The organism is Aeribacillus sp. FSL k6-2211, from assembly GCF_037966125.1.
Taxonomy (GTDB): domain Bacteria; phylum Bacillota; class Bacilli; order Bacillales; family Aeribacillaceae; genus Aeribacillus; species Aeribacillus composti.
The window spans coordinates 2,542,592-2,558,839 of the sequence record NZ_CP150190.1; the positions used below are offsets into that span (position 1 = coordinate 2,542,592).

A 16,248-nucleotide genomic window follows, 5' to 3' on the forward strand; every position below is an offset into this window, starting at 1 on the left:
GTTTCTGCTTTTTGGTAAAAAAAGAGGTGAGCATTCACCTCTTTTAGGAAAGTAGTTCCTTTAAAGTTTGAATCAGTGCTTCATTTTCCTCTTCTGTTCCGACAGTAATTCTCAGCGATGTCGGAAATCCGAGAGCTTTTCCTGAACGGACGATGAATCCTTTTTCAAGGAGCTGTTGAAAAAGCTCATCCGCATCCTTTTGAAAATCTATTAAAATAAAGTTCGTTTGCGAAGGGAAGTACTCAAGACCAAATTGTTCACAAAAATCATAGTATTGTTTGAGCCCTTCCCGGTTCAATTTTTTGCAGGTTTCGATAAAAGTTTGATCGTTTAGCGCTGCAATAGCAGCCTTTTGTCCAAGACGATTTGTATTAAAAGGTTCCCTTGCCGGCTCAATTAAGCGGATGAGTTCTTCATTTCCAATTCCATATCCTATTCGGAGTGCAGCTAGGCCGTATGCTTTTGAGAACGTCCGTAAAATTAATAGATTTGGAAATTGATCCAATAAGGCGACTGAATTTGGATAATCTTCCGCCGTCACATATTCGTAATACGCTTCATCAGATACGACAAGGACATCCTTCGGCACTTTGTTTAAAAAATTAATAAGCTCTTCTTCTCTTATGTAAACTCCTGTAGGGTTATTCGGATTGCATAACCATACAATTTTTGTTTTGGAATCAATAGAGTCTGCCATTTTATCCAAATTGTGCCGCCCATCTACAAGTTCAATTTCACGAATTTCGGCATTTTCGATCACCGCATTATGCCGGTATTGGGAAAATGACGGTGACGCCATTACGGTATTGAAGCCTTCGCTCAAAAGTGAACGTGACAGAATTTGTATAATATTATCTGATCCGTTTCCGAAAATGAGCTGATTTTCTTTTACGCCTACATGCTTTGCCACCTGTTTTCGCAGCTCTGCACTACAGCCGTCAGGATAGATCGCAAGAGATTCAAGCTCCTCTTGTATCGCTTGTTTCACTTTATCAGAACAACCGTACGGGTTTTCGTTTGATGCAAGCTTGATCACCTTTGTTAGACCAAACTGTTCTTTTACTTGTTCAATTGGTTTTCCAGGTTCGTATGGTTTCAGCGACTTTAACTGTTCTTTTACCTCCAACCTTAACACCTCTTTCATCCCCTAATGGAGCAAACCGTGAATAAACCTTTCAAATTCCTGTAACCCGCTCTGTTTTGTATTCGCATTTGTGAGAAGCGGAATAAGCTTTTCAATTTGTTTAACAATCGCACTGCCCACAACGACGCCGTCACTTATTTTGAAAAATTTTTTTACATGCTCATTCGACGAAATGCCAAACCCGACAGCCACCGGAACTTCCGCATACTTCTTTACATGAGAGATAAAATCAGAAACGCGCTCATCAAATGATTGGCGCTCACCCGTCACCCCGAGAGATGAAACACAATATAAAAATCCTGCGGCGTTTTCAGCAATTTTTTTTATTCGATTGTAGGAAGTGGGAGCAACCATAGAGATAAAATAAATCCCATGCTCGTCACATTTTTTTCGCATCCATCCGCTTTCTTCGAACGGGAGATCAGGAATGAGAAGTCCTTCTAATCGATTTTTCTCCATTAAAGTAAAAAAGTATTTTTCTCCTAATTGTAGCACAGGATTGAAATAAGTAAAGAGAATGATCGGAATTTTTAAACCTCTTTCTTTCATTTTATATGCTAATTCCATCGCCTTTTCAATATTCATTCCATTTCTTCTTGCCCGGATGGATGCCTGTTGAATAACGGGGCCGTCAGCAAGCGGGTCGGAATAGGGAACGCCAAGCTCAATGGCTGACGCCCCGCATTTTTCTAAAATAAGGGCGAGATCAATGGTCAACTCTTCATTCGGATCTCCAGCTGTAATAAAAGGAATAAAAAGCTTGTCAAACTGTTGAAACATGCTTTTGTTAGAAACCATTTTCAACTCCCCCTTTCGTTTTCATCAAAGTGTGAACATCTTTATCGCCCCGTCCGGACAAACAAATTAAAATTGACTGTTCATTTGATAAAGTTTTTGCTATTTCAATTCCTTTTGCAACGGCATGAGCAGATTCAATTGCGGCTAATATTCCTTCTGTTTTCGCCAATGTTTCGAGTGCTAGAATCGCCTCTTCATCTGTAACAGATTCATAAACGACACGCCCTATTTTTGCTAAATAAGCATGCTCCGGACCGACACCCGGATAATCGAGGCCGGCAGAAATCGAATAAGGCTCAATAATTTCACCGTATTGATTTTGCAATAAGTACGTCATCGAACCGTGAATAACGCCTTTCGTCCCCTTGGTAATTGTTGCCGCATGTTCACCCGTTTCCACTCCTTTTCCTCCTGCTTCCACTCCAATAAGCTTTACATCTTCTTCTAAAAACGGTGTAAACATCCCGATCGCATTGCTTCCTCCGCCCACACAAGCTATGACAACATCCGGCAGCTTGCCAAACTCGTTGAAAAACTGCTCTTTCGCTTCATCTCCAATGATCCGCTGGAATTCTCTTACCATCATCGGATATGGATGCGGACCGACAGCTGAGCCCATTAAATAAAAATGGTCTTCACAATGCTGAACCCAATATCGGATCGCCTCATTCACAGCGTCTTTTAATGTTTTATTTCCGCTTGTAACAGGCACTACTTCAGCACCTAGCAGTTGCATCCGAAAAACGTTGAGGCGCTGTCTATCGATGTCTTCTTCTCCCATAAATACTTTGCAGTCCATGCCAAATTTCGCAGCGACAGTTGCTGATGCTACACCGTGCTGTCCGGCACCTGTTTCAGCAATAAGCTTCTTTTTTCCCATTCTTTTCGAAAGAAGCGCTTGACCAATGGCATTATTGATCTTATGGGCACCAGTATGGTTGAGATCCTCCCGTTTTAAAAAAATGTTTGCTCCCCCGACATGTTTTGTTAATTGGTCTGCAAATGTTAAAGCGGTCGGTCTGCCGGAATATTTTTGCAGCATTTGATGATATTGCTGTTGAAAAGAAGAATCACTTAATGCATCCTTTAATGCTTCTTCTAATTCATACAACGGCTTCATTAACGTTTCTGGTACATATTTTCCTCCAAATTCTCCAAACCTGCCATATTCATCAGGATATTTCATCAGCCTTTCACCTTCTCTATTAATTTTGCTATTTTTTCGACATCTTTTTTTTCATTTGTTTCAACACCGCTTGCAACATCAATGTTTTCAGCGCCTTTTTCAAGCAGCTCTGTTATGTTTTCAGGTGTAATGCCGCCCGCAATAAAACAAAGCTTCCGGTGATTTTTCGCCCATATTGTATAATCGGACACATTTGACCAGTCAAAAGCAACGCCTGTTCCGCCCCACATTCCTTTCACACGGCTGTCAATCACATATCCATCCACCCAACGCGAAAATTTTTCCATTTCCTCTATCACATGTTCATGATGAGGGAGAGCTTTCCAAACAGAAAGACCGAACTTTTCCTTTACCTGTTTTACAAATTCTTCATCTTCATCGCCATGCAGCTGTATGCAGTCTAATTCGACCGCTGCTAGCACATCCTCTAAAAATTGAATCGTCGGATGAACAAATACGCCTACTAGTTTTGGACGCATTTCTTTTGGAAAAGCTTCCATCCACCTGCCGACATCATTTGCCTTCACCTGCCGTCTGCTTTCAGAGGAAAAGATAAAGCCGATATAATCGGCTCCTTGATTGATGGAAACGGCTGTATCTTCAAATGTGCGGTTGCCGCAAATTTTGACGAGTCTCACTTTACACTCTCCTTAAACAGCTCATAAATTCCTTGTTCCGGGTCTTTTTTCCGCATGAGCGCCTCCCCGACAAGCACGCCTTTTGCTCCATATTCATACACCGTTTGCAAATCTGCCATCGTGCTTATGCCGCTTTCACTGATCAATAAAATATCTTTCGGCACATATTTTTGAATCGTTTCCAGATGATGAATATCCGTATGAAAGGTTGTTAAATCCCTGTTGTTCACCCCTAATATATTCGGCACAAATATGTCTAGTATTCTTTCAAGAGTCTCGACAGAATGGACCTCCACCAGCACATCCAGCTCTAAGCTGACCGCTTCATCCCAAAGCTCCTTTAATTTTTTTGGCGGAAGAGCCTCCCCGATTAACAAAATGGCATCCGCTCCGATCCATTTCGATTCATACACTTGCTTTTTATCGATAATAAAATCTTTGCGCAAAACAGGAAGTTTCACCTTTTCTTTAATTTCAGACAAAAATGCGGTTGACCCTTGAAAAAACTTTTGATCGGTTAAAACAGATAAGCAGTCTGCCTTCCCTCTCTCATATTTTTTTGCAATATCGACAGGATCGAAATCTTCACGAATGACACCTTTGGACGGCGATGCCTTCTTCACTTCCGCAATGAGCCCAAGAAAACGGTTCGGGTTTTGAAGAGCATCGAAAAATGATCTTTTTTCGAATGCTTTTTTGTCTAATTGCGTCAAATCAAGTTCTTTCACTTCTTGTTCTTTAACTCTTATGATCGTATCAAGCATAGCTCTCTTCCTTTCGGATGGCCAATCTCCTCAATTGCTGATAGGCGGTCCCGTCTTTTATGGCTGTTAAAGCCATCTGTACCCCATCAGAAATGTTTTTTGCTTTTCCTGCTACGTAAAGAGCTGCAGCCGAATTTAATGCTACAATGTTCTTCACGCTTTCATTTCCTTTATTTTTCAGTACTTCCTCTATCATTTTAGCACTTTCTTTCGCATCTGAGACTTGTATTTCTTCAAGCTTCCCTCGATTCATTCCAAATTGTTCCGGAGAAATCGTATATTTTGTTATGTTCCCATCTTTTAGTTCTACGACATCCGTTTCATCACTGATCGAAATTTCATCCAATCCGTCCCTTCCTGATACTAACAGCACATGCTCTGAACGGAAATGTTTTAATGTTTCAGCCATTTTCTCCGCATGCTCCAATGATGAAACGCCAAGCACTTGTCGTTTTGTATTGGCCGGATTAGCCAGCGGACCGAGCAAATTAAAAATCGTTCGGAATCCCACTTCTTTTCTTGCTTTGGCAACATGCTTCATCGATGAATGATAGAGAGGAGCAAACAAGAAGCTCATATTCGTTTCTTCCAGGCTTCTTCTAGCTTCTTCAGGCGTTGTTTGGATTGGGATGTTTAAACATTCGAGCACATCAGCGCTGCCGCTTCTTGAAGAAACAGCGCGGTTTCCGTGTTTTGCGACTTTCACTCCCAACGATGAAGCAACAATGGCAGATGCGGTTGAAATGTTAAAAGTTGATGCTCCATCTCCGCCCGTTCCGCAAGTATCAACTGCATTTTCAAATCCTTCAAGCTGAGTCATATTTTCCTTCATCGCTTTCACAAATCCCGTCATCTCTTCGACCGTTTCGCCGCGAAATCGTAAAATAGTGATGAGACTGGCAATTTGACTGTCCGGAACCTTTCCTTCCATGATTTTTTTCATAATATCTTCTGCTTCAGATGCTGAAAGAGTCTCACCATTAATGCACTTCTCCAATATATGCTTCATGCCCTCTTCCTCCCTTTTTCTAAAAACAATTGTTCTGCTAATTCGATCGTTTGAATGAGCGCACTCGCTTTGTTTCTTGTTTCTTCCCATTCTTTTAAAGGAACAGAATCGGCAACGATCCCAGCCCCCGCCTGGACATATGCCTTCTGATTGCTCAGCGTGATCGTCCGAATTGTGATGCATGAATCAATGCTTCCATCGAAGCTGATGTATGCAACAGTCCCCGCATAGCTCCCCCTGGCAGTCGGCTCCAGCTCATGAATAATTTCCATCGCGCGTATTTTTGGGGCGCCTGAAACGGTTCCGGCTGGAAAAGCCGAAATTAATGCATCAATCGGATGAATGCTTTTTCTCAATTTTCCTCTCACTTTTGAAATGAGATGGATAACATGTGAAAAATAAGCTGCATCCAGAAGTACAGGTGTTTTGACCGTCCCGTATTCAGCAACTCGGCCGATATCATTTCTTGCTAAATCAACAAGCATATAATGCTCCGCTAGTTCTTTTTCATCCTGCAGCAATTGACGAACGAGTTTTCTATCTTCTTCCTTTGTTTTGCCCCGCTTTCTCGTGCCGGCAATAGGATGAATTTCAACATAATCGTCGCGAACATGAATCAATCTTTCCGGTGAACTGCCGATAAGCTCTTGGTTTGATAGTTTTATATAAAATAAATAAGGGGAAGGATTGATAATTCTTAAAATTCGATACAATTGCAGACCGGTTACCGATACTTGTTTTTCAAAGCGCTGCGAAAGAACTCCTTGAAATATATCGCCAGAACGAATATATTCCTTCATTTTTTCTACATGATCCAAAAATTGTTCTTTTGTATAATTCGATTCAAATCCGGCGAAAGAAACCGGTTCTTTGTTTGACGGGATGAAAATATTTCCTTCCGGCTTGACGTTTTTTAATTCATTGCGATATTGAAAAATGCGTTCCTTTCCCGCCTCAAATATTTGCTTCAGCTCTTGCTCGCTTTCGTTTCCTTCTAGCTCTCTATAATGAATAAATGTCAGCAGTTTTTCCTTGTGGCTATATGCAATGACCGTTTGGCAAATGACCAGTTCACATACAGAATGGGTTCTGTCAGCATGACGATGAGCTGGAATTTTTTCAAATAGGCTGACCGCATCATAATCGATTTTTCCGACAGCTCCGCCTGAAAACGGCACATCGATCGCCACTTTTTTTACATTGAAGCTTACCGTCATTCTATGAAACAATGCTGATAACGAAACATCTTTGTCCATGACCATCTGTTTTCGATTTTGCAGCTGGAACGTTCCATTTTCTTCCTTGATAAAATACATCGGCTCAAGACCGATAAACGAGAAGTTGGACCAGTTCGACTCGCTGTCATTGCTTTCTAAAATATAACAAGCATCGGTTTGCAGCGTTTGAAATATTTGGATAGGTGTCAGCATATCGACATGATATTGCTCGATAATGGGAACCGTCTTATATTTGCGGCAATCCTGCAAAAAATCTTGAAAGGTTGTTGCCATTGAAGTACTCACTCCTCCAAAGTATTTGGAGAATGAGTCATAGAGGATCGTTTTTGAGGGATGAAATTGATAATAAAAATGCCCAAAAACATTACGTTTTTGGGCAGTCGATCAATCTATCTTCCTAAACCACTCATCTATTACTTCCTCGACTCATTCTCAACTACCCTTAACTAAACTCAGCTCATTTCAGGTCATATAAAAACTTTCTTATTCGCCATATTATCGGATACAGCATTATTTGTCAACAAGATCCGGTCGTAAAATTTTTGCCTTCTCTAAATAAACATGGCAAATATCGTTTTGGGCGGCTTCTGTATTAATATGCATCATCACCCTTACGCATTTCTCAAGGGCGCCTTCAACGGCTATTTCCTGCATGCATGTCACAGGAACATATTTCCAGCCTTCAATATTTCTTAATGCTTTTGCAGGGAAGCAGGCATTTAAATCATTTGTCGCCGAAATAAACACGGAAGCTACTTGTTCAGGGGCAATGTTGTTTAATCGAATCATCTCCCTTAAGAGCCTCTCCGTGCTTTCAACAATCTGTTCTTCATTATTTTCCGAAACGGTGATGGCCCCTCTAACACCTCTTATCAAACGCATCCCTCCGTTCTCCACTCATTAAGAAATGAATATAATGTATGCGTGTCAAACGTCTTAAGTACCGGATTGCCGATATCCTCGAGAAGTACAAAACGAATCTGGCTATGTACCGTTTTTTTGTCTTTTTTCATTCGTTCGAGAAGCGATTCGGTTTGAATGGTTTCATCGATTTTGACGGGAAAGCCGATTTCGTTAAACCAATTTTTGATCGATTTATATTGAAAATCTTTGCGGAATATCTTTTCACTCAGCCATAGAGCAAACAGCATGCCGCATGCAACGGCATCTCCGTGGGAAATCTTCCCGTAACCTAACTCCGCTTCGAGCGCATGGCCGAGAGTATGACCGAAGTTTAAAAACGCCCTTTTTCCCGTTTCTCTTTCATCTTCAGCGACAATTTCTGCTTTCACTTCAATTCCCTTTCGTATAAACCATTGCAGTTGTTCGCTTGTTACATGATTCAACGAATGGATCGTTTTCATTAAATTTTCAACAAATGAACGATCATTGATGAAGCCGTGCTTCACCACTTCCGCAAATCCTGAGCGGATTTCTAGAAGAGGCAGTGTTTTTAAAAACTGTGTATCATAAATAATGGCATGAGGCTGATGAAAAGCCCCGATCATATTTTTTCCGAGCGGATGGTTAATGGCCACCTTTCCCCCGACAGCACTGTCATGAGCCAAAAGGGTCGTCGGCACTTGAATGAACGGAATTCCTCTCATAAATGTTGCAGCTACAAAGCCTGCTAAATCACCCACTACACCGCCGCCAAAAGCAATGATCACGGATTCTCTGTCCAGATTGTTTTCTAAAGCAAAGGTCAAGCATTTATAGTACGTTTCAAATGATTTAGACTGTTCGCCGCTCGGAACAACACATGTCAATACGTCCAAATCAAATGCTTTTAATACCGACTCTAATTTTCCGCCATACAGATCCTTGACTGTTTGATCAGTAATGATCAAAATTTTCGAAGGATTATTGCAAACAGACAGAAGCCATTCTCCGACATTATCGATAATTCCGTCTCCTAAAAAAACTGGATACGGGCGACTTTTCGTTTGAATCATCATCTGTTCCATTAAAATTCCCTCGCATATTGTTTCATACGTTCGATATTTTCCCGAATAAGGTCAATGCGATCAAGACCAAACTGTTCAACGATCGCTTTGGCTACTTCCCATGCAACAACTGCCTCCGCCACAACACTTGCAGCCGGGACTGCGCAGCTGTCCGATCGTTCAATGCTCGCCAAAAAAGGCTCTTTCGTATCAATGTCAACGCTTTGCAAAGGCTTGTACAGTGTTGGAATTGGCTTCATGACTCCTCTGACGACGATGGGCATGCCGGTCGTCATGCCGCCCTCAAAGCCTCCCAGATTGTTTGTTTTGCGATAGTATCCTTTCTCTTCGCTCCAAAGGATTTCATCATGAACTTCGCTGCCAAAACTCCGTCCCGCTTCAAATCCCAAGCCGAATTCAACCCCTTTAAACGCGTTGATGCTTACGATCGCTTGCGCTATTTTGGCATCCAGCTTTTTGTCCCAATGAACATAGCTGCCGACACCAGGCGGCATTCCTTCAACAATCACCTCAACGATGCCGCCGATGGAATCACCCTTTTCTTTTGCTTCGTCGATCGCCTTCATCATTTGCTGAGCCGCATTTTCATCTAAACAACGCACAGGTGAGTTCTCTGTCTTTTCCTTCAACTCAGCAAGCGTCGAATAGTCCAATTTTTGCGCACGGACACCGCCAATTTCAATGACATGTCCTGCCACTTGAATGCCGAGTTCAGACAAAATTTTCTTCGCAACAGCTCCTGCTGCCACCCTGACAGTTGTTTCCCGGGCAGAAGAGCGTTCAAGCACGTTGCGCATATCACGATGTCCGTATTTGATCGCCCCGACTAAGTCGGCATGGCCTGGGCGAGGTCTCGTAATTTTTCGTTTCATTTCCGCTTTCTCCGATTCGGAAATCGGCTCTGCCCCCATAATTTTCGTCCAATGGGCAAAGTCTTTATTTTCTACAACTAGCGCTATTGGTGATCCTAGCGTTTCGCCATGGCGCACTCCGCCTAGAATTTGCACCTGGTCTTTTTCGATTTGCATTCTTCGACCGCGGCCATAGCCTTTCTGTCTTCTTGCAAGCTCAATATTGATGTCTTCTTTCGTTAGAGGAAGCCCTGCCGGAACTCCTTCTATAATCGTCGTTAATTGCGGGCCGTGAGATTCCCCTGCTGTCAAATATCTCATACTAGCAAACTCCTTCCCATAACACTTTAACGCTTTTATGCTTTTATGCTTTTACGTAACTATACCATAAGATTTTTTGTTTGAATAGAAAGATCTTTGCTATTGCTACAATCGTGTATAAAAAAACGTTTCGATCGTTTTTAATCCATATTTTTCCGGAGTGAAAATTTGCTCTGTGCTGCCAACAAATAAAATCCCGTTTCGTCTAAGCGAGTTGCTGAATTTTTCATAAAGCTCTTTTTTCGCAGACTCAGTAAAATAAATGAGGACGTTTCGGCATACGATCAAATCAAAATCTGTTTCAAAGCGGTCTGACAGCAAATTATGCTTTCTAAAAGTAACCGAGCGTTTAATGTCTTCTTTTACATGATAGAAAGAGCCTTCTTGCTGAAAATAATTAGTTTTATATTCAAGAGGTACTTCTTTTAGCGATCTTTCCGGATAAATTCCAATTTGTGCTGTTTTAATCGCTTGTTCATCTATATCTGTGGCTAATATATATGAGTCTTTCAATAGCGAATTTTGTGCTAAAATCATCGCAATTGTGTAAGGTTCTTCTCCCGTTGAGCAGGCAGCGCTCCAAACCTTTATATGTTTTTTACCATCCAGCAAACGCGGAAGCAATTTTTTTTCAAGGATGTTCCAGCGCTGATAGTTGCGAAAAAATTCAGAAACATTAATAGTCATCCGATCTAAAAACAGATTGTATAAACATTGATCCTTTTCCATCGCTAAAAAAAACTCGTAAAAGGATTGAAAGCCTTTTTTTTCATACAATGATTTTAATCTTCTTTTCATTTGAGTCTCTTTATATAACGACAGGTCAATCCCACTTTTTCTTTTTATCTTTTCGATAAATGCAACATAGTCCTTATCTGTCACTTTCCGATCTTCCCCCGAATGTAATGTAGAAAACCCTAATCAAACCATTGTTTGATTAGGGTCAGATGTTAATAGATCCATGCATCAATTTCACGGTCATATTCTACAAGCTCTTCAGCTTTAAAAAACAATTGAATTTCCCGCTCAGCGCTTTCAGGTGAATCAGAACCGTGAATTACATTCTTCCCTACTGTTAAACCAAAATCGCCGCGAATTGTTCCAGAAAGGGCATCCTTTGGATTGGTTTTTCCCATCATTTGACGGGCAATTTCGATTGCATTTTCGCCTTCCCAAACCATTGCAAAAACCGGTCCTGAAGTGATGAATTGAACGAGTTCATTGAAAAAAGGCTTTTCTTTATGTTCTCCATAATGCTGCTGGGCCAATTCTTCAGAGATTTTCATTAATTTTGCACCGATAAGCTTCAGCCCTTTTTGCTCAAATCTTGAAACGATTTGTCCAATCAGCTGCCGTTGTACACCATCAGGCTTTACCATTAAAAACGTCTTTTCCATCAACACATCCACCTCGAAAATTTCTTTATGTATAAGTACAAAATCCACAAGAAAATAGTATCATTATTAAAGCGGTTACGCAAACTAAAATTTCCTTTTTCCAATATATTTGGCAATATTGTATAGCGAAGTTCGCGCTTTCCCGTGCTTGAGGCCTTCCAATTGATGAAAGCTCTTCTGCAAATAGCGGTCACTAATATTCATCGACTGTTCGATTGCTCTTGATTTTTTAATTTCATAAATAATCGGCTTGATTTCTTCAGCAGTTGTTTGATTATTGATTTTGACAATTTTTTTTCTTAATTCTTCATTTTGCATGGCAAACAAAACAGGAAGGGTAATGTTTCCTTGAAGTAAATCGCTCCCAACTGGTTTTCCAAGCTCTTCTTCCGTAGAGGTAAAATCTAAAAGATCGTCAATAATTTGATACGAAATTCCAACATAATAACCGTACAAATACAGCTTTTTACAAACGGATTCTGGAGCGCCGGAGGCAAGAGCGCCCAATTGGCAGCTGACAGCAATTAATAAAGCTGTTTTTCTTTTAATTCGTTTGACATACGTCCGATAAGACTGATCAAAATTGTATTTATCGTTGATTTGTTCGATTTCTCCTAAACAGAGTTCAACAAGAGCTTTCGAAAGAACTCGGTGAATAAGCGGATCGTCCAGCTCTGTTATGATTTCAAGAGCCCGTGCGAATAAGTAATCTCCAACATACATGGCAATGCGATTGTCCCATTTTGCATTAACTGTTGGTTTTCCTCTTCGCAGCTCAGCATTGTCGATGACGTCATCGTGTACCAATGAGGCGCTGTGAATCAGCTCTAAAGCGACGGCAACCGGTTTCATACGGTCAATGTTATAATCTCCGAACATTCCTGACAACAATACAAAAACAGGGCGAATCCGTTTTCCCCCTGCTTGAAGAAGATGAATCCCGGCTTCACGTATTAACGGATCTTTTGTTTGTACGGAAGACAGCAATTCATTTTCAATCACTTCAAGGTCTTTTGTTAAAAAGGAATAGAATGATTTTAACTTCATTTATTTCACCTTTGTTTCCAATTTCGGTTTATAACCTAAGTGCATTGCTGCAACACCGCCTGTAAATGGCTTCACTTCTACATTTATAAAACCAGTTTGCTCGAACATTTTTTTCAGCTCTTTCATGCCAGGAAATTGACGCGCGGACTCCTGCAGCCAAGAATATTCTTCATAGCTTTTAGCAAATATCTTGCCGAATAAAGGCATGATAAAGCGAAAATAAAAATAGTAAAGCTGTTTGAAGCCAATCAAGGTCGGCTGTGATGTCTCCAAACAAACTACCATTCCTCCGGGTTTCAATACGCGGTACATTTCCGATAGAACCTGCATATAATCAGGAACATTTCTGAGGCCAAACCCGATGGTCACATAATCAAACTCGTTTTCAGGAAACGGCAAATCCATCGCATTGCCGTGAATAAATGAAATATTGGAAAATTGTCTTTCCTTTGCCTTTTCCTCACCGATGCTTAACATATTTTGGCTAAAATCAAGTCCTATGACCTTTCCGTTTTGCCCGACTGCTTCCCCGAGCGCAAGCGTCCAGTCCCCCGTTCCGCAGCAAACATCGAGTGCGTAGGAACCTTTTTTCACATTCATTCTCCGCATCGTTTCTTTTCGCCATGCAATATGACGATTAAAGCTGATCACAGAATTCATCCGGTCATAATTTTTATAAATTTTTTCAAATACGCGGTGCACACGTTCTTCTTTCGATTGCTGCATTTTTTAACCTTCCTCCACTATCATATGCGAAAACCGTAATACATGAATTCGGTTCATAATAAATTGTTTTACGGCAGGCGAATATTTCAGACTTTTTTCCAACAGTTTATTAATTTCCCAGAAATAATGATTGCAGCATTCTATGAAAGTTCCAACTAAATCAATCGGGCTTTTAGATTTCTTTTGAAATTGTGTTAAAACGGACTGGCTATTTTTATCGTATTTATGTTTTTCTTCACATAAACGTTTATATGTTAAATATGTTTTGGAAATTTCCGGCCACGTCTCAATTTGAAAATGCTCTCCGATCCGTTGAAATAACGCGGTTTCCACAATGACGATGCTTTCGACTATTGCTTCAATCGACTGGCAGCTTCGGTCGTAAAGACGAATTTTATGCTCATTAATTTCTTTAATCGCGGTTGCAAGCGCACGAACCATTTTCAAGTCTTGAATTTCAGAAAGAATAAAATAATATAGTCCGCTGAAATAATCACCTGCAATGACATTTAATTGTCTTTCAACAAAAAGCTTCTTATTTTCACATTCCGTTGTCGTTACTAAATCATGGGTATCAAGGGCTGATTGAACAAGCATGGCGGTCACAACATATTTTTCCTTCTTTTCATCTGCTATTTCCGCTTCTTCAAAAAGCGCGTAAAACAATAGCAGCTTGTCTTCATCAATTACAGGCTTTTGAATATATTGTTTAAACACAGGATGTGAAAAATATTGGTCTAGCGAACGTTTTATTTGCTCCAGCTTTTGATAGATTTCCATCATTATCACCCTTGTCCCCCATATATCTCTATACTAACATTTACAAATTTTATTATATCATAACCACATTTTTTCATTAGGCTTTGTCGAAAAAGTAAAAGCAGAAATCCTGCTTATTTTCTCTCGCCGCTCTCAATCTCTCCATAGCTTGTTTGAATAAGCGCCTTGCCGCGAATTTTAATGGCAGAAGTGTGTTCCGTAAATTGAGCAATCATTACTTCTCCTTTATCAAGCTTTTCGGAATGGTGGAACCTAGTATCGGAACCTCTTGTCAAACCAATCACATTGACGCCATCTTCAATTGCTTTAATAACCACATAATCATTTTGATTCGGATTCATCTATCAACACCTACCGTTTATTTTTTTATTAATGACAGCACTTCGCTTCTTGCCGCAGCATCATTCAAAAAACATCCTCTGACTGCTGACGTTACAGTGATTGATCCAGGCTTTTTCACTCCGCGCATTGTCATGCACATATGCTCCGCTTCAACAACAACCATCACACCGTGAGGATCCAATGATTCGACTATGCTGTCGGCAATCGTTGATGTAATCCGTTCTTGCAGCTGTGGTTTTTTTACAACCGCTTCAACAGCGCGGGCTAGTTTGCTTAGTCCAGTCACTTTGCCGCCTTTTGGTATGTATGCAATATGTACTTTACCGAAAAAAGGAACTAGATGGTGTTCGCACATTGAAAAAAATTGAATATCCTTTACTAAAACAAGCTCTTCATGATCCTCTTCAAATACGGTTTGAAAATATTCTTTAGGATCCTGATTTATACCTGAAAAAATTTCCTCATACATATTGGCAACCCGCTTAGGTGTATCAGCCAATCCTTCCCTATTAGGATCCTCCCCTATAGCTTCTATAATTAAACGTACTGCCTGTTCTATTTGCTCTTTATTAATTTTTGGCATACTCGGCTCCTCCTATTGTCATTCATTCATACCGATTCTAGCACAATTAATGAAAAAAAAGCAAAATGAAGCTTCCTTTCCCGCAAATAGAACAGAAATCTTTTCAATAAAACCTTTGAACAATCTCGCCTAAATAGGAAAAGCCCCAAAAAGGGGCTTATTCTGTGAAGAAATGCAGCGAGCATATGTAGTCGCTACTCATTTCTTAATTGTGTGCGTTCATTTCATTACTTGCCAGCAACTGCATCTTTAAGAGCTTTGCCTGGTTTAAACGCAGGCACTTTGCTTGCCGGAATTTCAATTTCTTCACCAGTTTGAGGATTGCGACCTTTGCGCGCTGAACGCTCACGCACTTCAAAGTTTCCAAAACCGATGAGTTGAACTTTGTCACCTTTTTTCAAAGATTCTAAAATTGTATCGAAAACAGCATCTACAGCTTTCGTTGCATCTTTTTTGGATAATTCGCTAGCTTCTGCTACAGCGTTGATTAATTCTGTTTTGTTCATTTAATGTTTCACCTCCTCCCAAAAAAGTTTCATGAAAATCCAGCTATTATACATTTCTTCACAGCTTTTAAGAATTCTATACATGCAACAACAAGAAGTTGGTGACTAGCTTATCATAAATGAAACAATATTTCATTTCAACAGTTTTTCATTTTCAAATTGGTTGCAAAGGATGATTCATCCTTATGAGAGAAGAATTTCTGTAAAAAGATTATCATAACAATAATGGCAGAATCAAGCACATTTCTATTAATTTCAGTCATTTTTCAGTTGCTTTGGCAAAAAGTTCGCCAAAACAATAGAGGGAGACTGCATAAGCAGTCAACCCTTCCATCATTTAAAAACGCAGCTCCCACATATTTCCGTTTTCAAAGCGCCGAATTTTTTTTCTTTTCGTATGTTTAAAATCCCGGCTGCCGCTTGTTTTTTTACGATCGCTGCGATGGCTTCTTCTCCGGCTGCCGCATGTTTTTTTATGGCCCCTGCGATGGCTTCTTCTCCGGCTGCCGCATGTTTTTTTATAGCCGCTGTGATGGCTTCTTTTCCGGCTGCCGCATGTTTTTTTATGGCCGCTGCGATGGCTTCTTCTCCGGCTGTCGCATGTTTTTTTATGGTCGCTGCGATGGCTTCTTCTCCGGCTGCCGCATGTTTTTTTATGGTCGCTGCGATGGCTTCTTCTCCGGCTGCCGCATGTTTTTTTATGGTCGCTGCGATGGCTTCTTCTCCGGCTGCCGCATGTTTTTTTATGGTCGCTGCGATGGCTTCTTCTCCGGCTGCCGCATGTTTTATCCGATCTTCTTCTTCCTTCAGGTTCTTGGAAATAAAAATGTTTCAACCCTTTTTCTTCCCCACTATGAAATGCTTCTTTAATGACTTTTTCGGAAATCACTATTCTGCCTCCCTTTTTATTTTGTATAGCATATGAATCTTCACACTAACTCGTTTGGACTT

19 protein-coding genes are annotated in these 16,248 nt (G+C 40.6%); all 19 read right to left on the minus strand.

Annotated features, from left to right (window positions below):
• Window positions 1-43 precede the first annotated feature (43 nt).
• The 19 genes from hisC to NSU19_RS12305 all read right to left on the minus strand — a co-directional run bounded on the left by hisC (window position 44) and on the right by NSU19_RS12305 (window position 16,186).
• The gene (gene hisC, locus NSU19_RS12215; protein ID WP_339200022.1) at window positions 44-1,126 is read right to left on the minus strand and encodes a histidinol-phosphate transaminase; all 1,083 of its coding nucleotides are present in this window, start codon (window positions 1,124-1,126) and stop codon (window positions 44-46) included.
• A gap of 21 nt (window positions 1,127-1,147) precedes the next feature.
• Window positions 1,148-1,924, minus strand: a complete 777-nt coding sequence (trpA, locus tag NSU19_RS12220; protein WP_066251991.1) for a tryptophan synthase subunit alpha — start codon at window positions 1,922-1,924, stop codon at window positions 1,148-1,150.
• Window positions 1,925-1,931: 7 nt separating this feature from the next.
• Complete coding sequence (gene trpB, locus NSU19_RS12225) at window positions 1,932-3,131, minus strand: tryptophan synthase subunit beta (protein ID WP_133309193.1); 1,200 nt, start codon at window positions 3,129-3,131, stop codon at window positions 1,932-1,934.
• Window positions 3,128-3,766 carry a phosphoribosylanthranilate isomerase gene (locus tag NSU19_RS12230; RefSeq protein WP_066251930.1) on the minus strand — a complete coding sequence of 213 codons (639 nt, stop codon included), beginning with the start codon at window positions 3,764-3,766 and terminating at the stop codon, window positions 3,128-3,130. The genes trpB and NSU19_RS12230 overlap by 4 nt, the downstream gene beginning before the upstream one ends.
• Complete coding sequence (gene trpC / locus NSU19_RS12235; RefSeq protein WP_339196711.1) at window positions 3,763-4,530, minus strand: indole-3-glycerol phosphate synthase TrpC; 768 nt, start codon at window positions 4,528-4,530, stop codon at window positions 3,763-3,765. The genes NSU19_RS12230 and trpC overlap by 4 nt, the downstream gene beginning before the upstream one ends.
• Window positions 4,523-5,539, minus strand: a complete 1,017-nt coding sequence (gene trpD / locus NSU19_RS12240) for an anthranilate phosphoribosyltransferase (RefSeq protein ID WP_144598138.1) — start codon at window positions 5,537-5,539, stop codon at window positions 4,523-4,525. The genes trpC and trpD overlap by 8 nt, the downstream gene beginning before the upstream one ends.
• A complete protein-coding gene (trpE, locus tag NSU19_RS12245) occupies window positions 5,536-7,050 on the minus strand; it encodes an anthranilate synthase component I (RefSeq protein WP_339196714.1) in 1,515 nt (504 codons plus the stop codon). The genes trpD and trpE overlap by 4 nt, the downstream gene beginning before the upstream one ends.
• A 237-nt stretch (window positions 7,051-7,287) precedes the next feature.
• A complete protein-coding gene (gene aroH, locus NSU19_RS12250) occupies window positions 7,288-7,653 on the minus strand; it encodes a chorismate mutase (RefSeq protein ID WP_063388656.1) in 366 nt (121 codons plus the stop codon).
• The gene (aroB, locus tag NSU19_RS12255; protein ID WP_063388582.1) at window positions 7,650-8,744 is read right to left on the minus strand and encodes a 3-dehydroquinate synthase; all 1,095 of its coding nucleotides are present in this window, start codon (window positions 8,742-8,744) and stop codon (window positions 7,650-7,652) included. The genes aroH and aroB overlap by 4 nt, the downstream gene beginning before the upstream one ends.
• Complete coding sequence (aroC, locus tag NSU19_RS12260) at window positions 8,744-9,916, minus strand: chorismate synthase (protein ID WP_063388583.1); 1,173 nt, start codon at window positions 9,914-9,916, stop codon at window positions 8,744-8,746. The genes aroB and aroC overlap by 1 nt, the downstream gene beginning before the upstream one ends.
• 105 nt (window positions 9,917-10,021) lie before the next feature.
• On the minus strand, window positions 10,022-10,798 hold the full coding sequence (locus NSU19_RS12265) for a protein-glutamate O-methyltransferase CheR (RefSeq protein WP_339196719.1): 777 nt from the start codon (window positions 10,796-10,798) through the stop codon (window positions 10,022-10,024).
• A gap of 68 nt (window positions 10,799-10,866) precedes the next feature.
• Window positions 10,867-11,313 carry a nucleoside-diphosphate kinase gene (ndk, locus tag NSU19_RS12270; RefSeq protein WP_063388585.1) on the minus strand — a complete coding sequence of 149 codons (447 nt, stop codon included), beginning with the start codon at window positions 11,311-11,313 and terminating at the stop codon, window positions 10,867-10,869.
• A gap of 84 nt (window positions 11,314-11,397) precedes the next feature.
• The gene (gene hepT, locus NSU19_RS12275) at window positions 11,398-12,360 is read right to left on the minus strand and encodes a heptaprenyl diphosphate synthase component II (RefSeq protein WP_339196722.1); all 963 of its coding nucleotides are present in this window, start codon (window positions 12,358-12,360) and stop codon (window positions 11,398-11,400) included.
• Window positions 12,361-13,086, minus strand: coding sequence for a demethylmenaquinone methyltransferase (locus tag NSU19_RS12280; protein WP_063388587.1), 726 nt, complete (start codon window positions 13,084-13,086; stop codon window positions 12,361-12,363).
• A 3-nt stretch (window positions 13,087-13,089) separates the two neighbouring features.
• On the minus strand, window positions 13,090-13,866 hold the full coding sequence (locus NSU19_RS12285; RefSeq protein ID WP_235600459.1) for a heptaprenyl diphosphate synthase component 1: 777 nt from the start codon (window positions 13,864-13,866) through the stop codon (window positions 13,090-13,092).
• A 113-nt stretch (window positions 13,867-13,979) separates the two neighbouring features.
• Window positions 13,980-14,207 carry a trp RNA-binding attenuation protein MtrB gene (mtrB, locus tag NSU19_RS12290; protein ID WP_063388589.1) on the minus strand — a complete coding sequence of 76 codons (228 nt, stop codon included), beginning with the start codon at window positions 14,205-14,207 and terminating at the stop codon, window positions 13,980-13,982.
• Window positions 14,208-14,224: 17 nt separating this feature from the next.
• A complete protein-coding gene (gene folE, locus NSU19_RS12295) occupies window positions 14,225-14,791 on the minus strand; it encodes a GTP cyclohydrolase I FolE (RefSeq protein WP_066251953.1) in 567 nt (188 codons plus the stop codon).
• Between the two features lie 227 nt (window positions 14,792-15,018).
• Window positions 15,019-15,297, minus strand: a complete 279-nt coding sequence (gene hbs / locus NSU19_RS12300; RefSeq protein WP_063388591.1) for a non-specific DNA-binding protein Hbs — start codon at window positions 15,295-15,297, stop codon at window positions 15,019-15,021.
• Window positions 15,298-15,634: 337 nt separating this feature from the next.
• Entirely contained in the window at window positions 15,635-16,186 is a 552-nt protein-coding gene (locus NSU19_RS12305) for a hypothetical protein (protein ID WP_339196727.1), read from the minus strand.
• Between the last annotated feature and the right edge of the window lie 62 nt (window positions 16,187-16,248).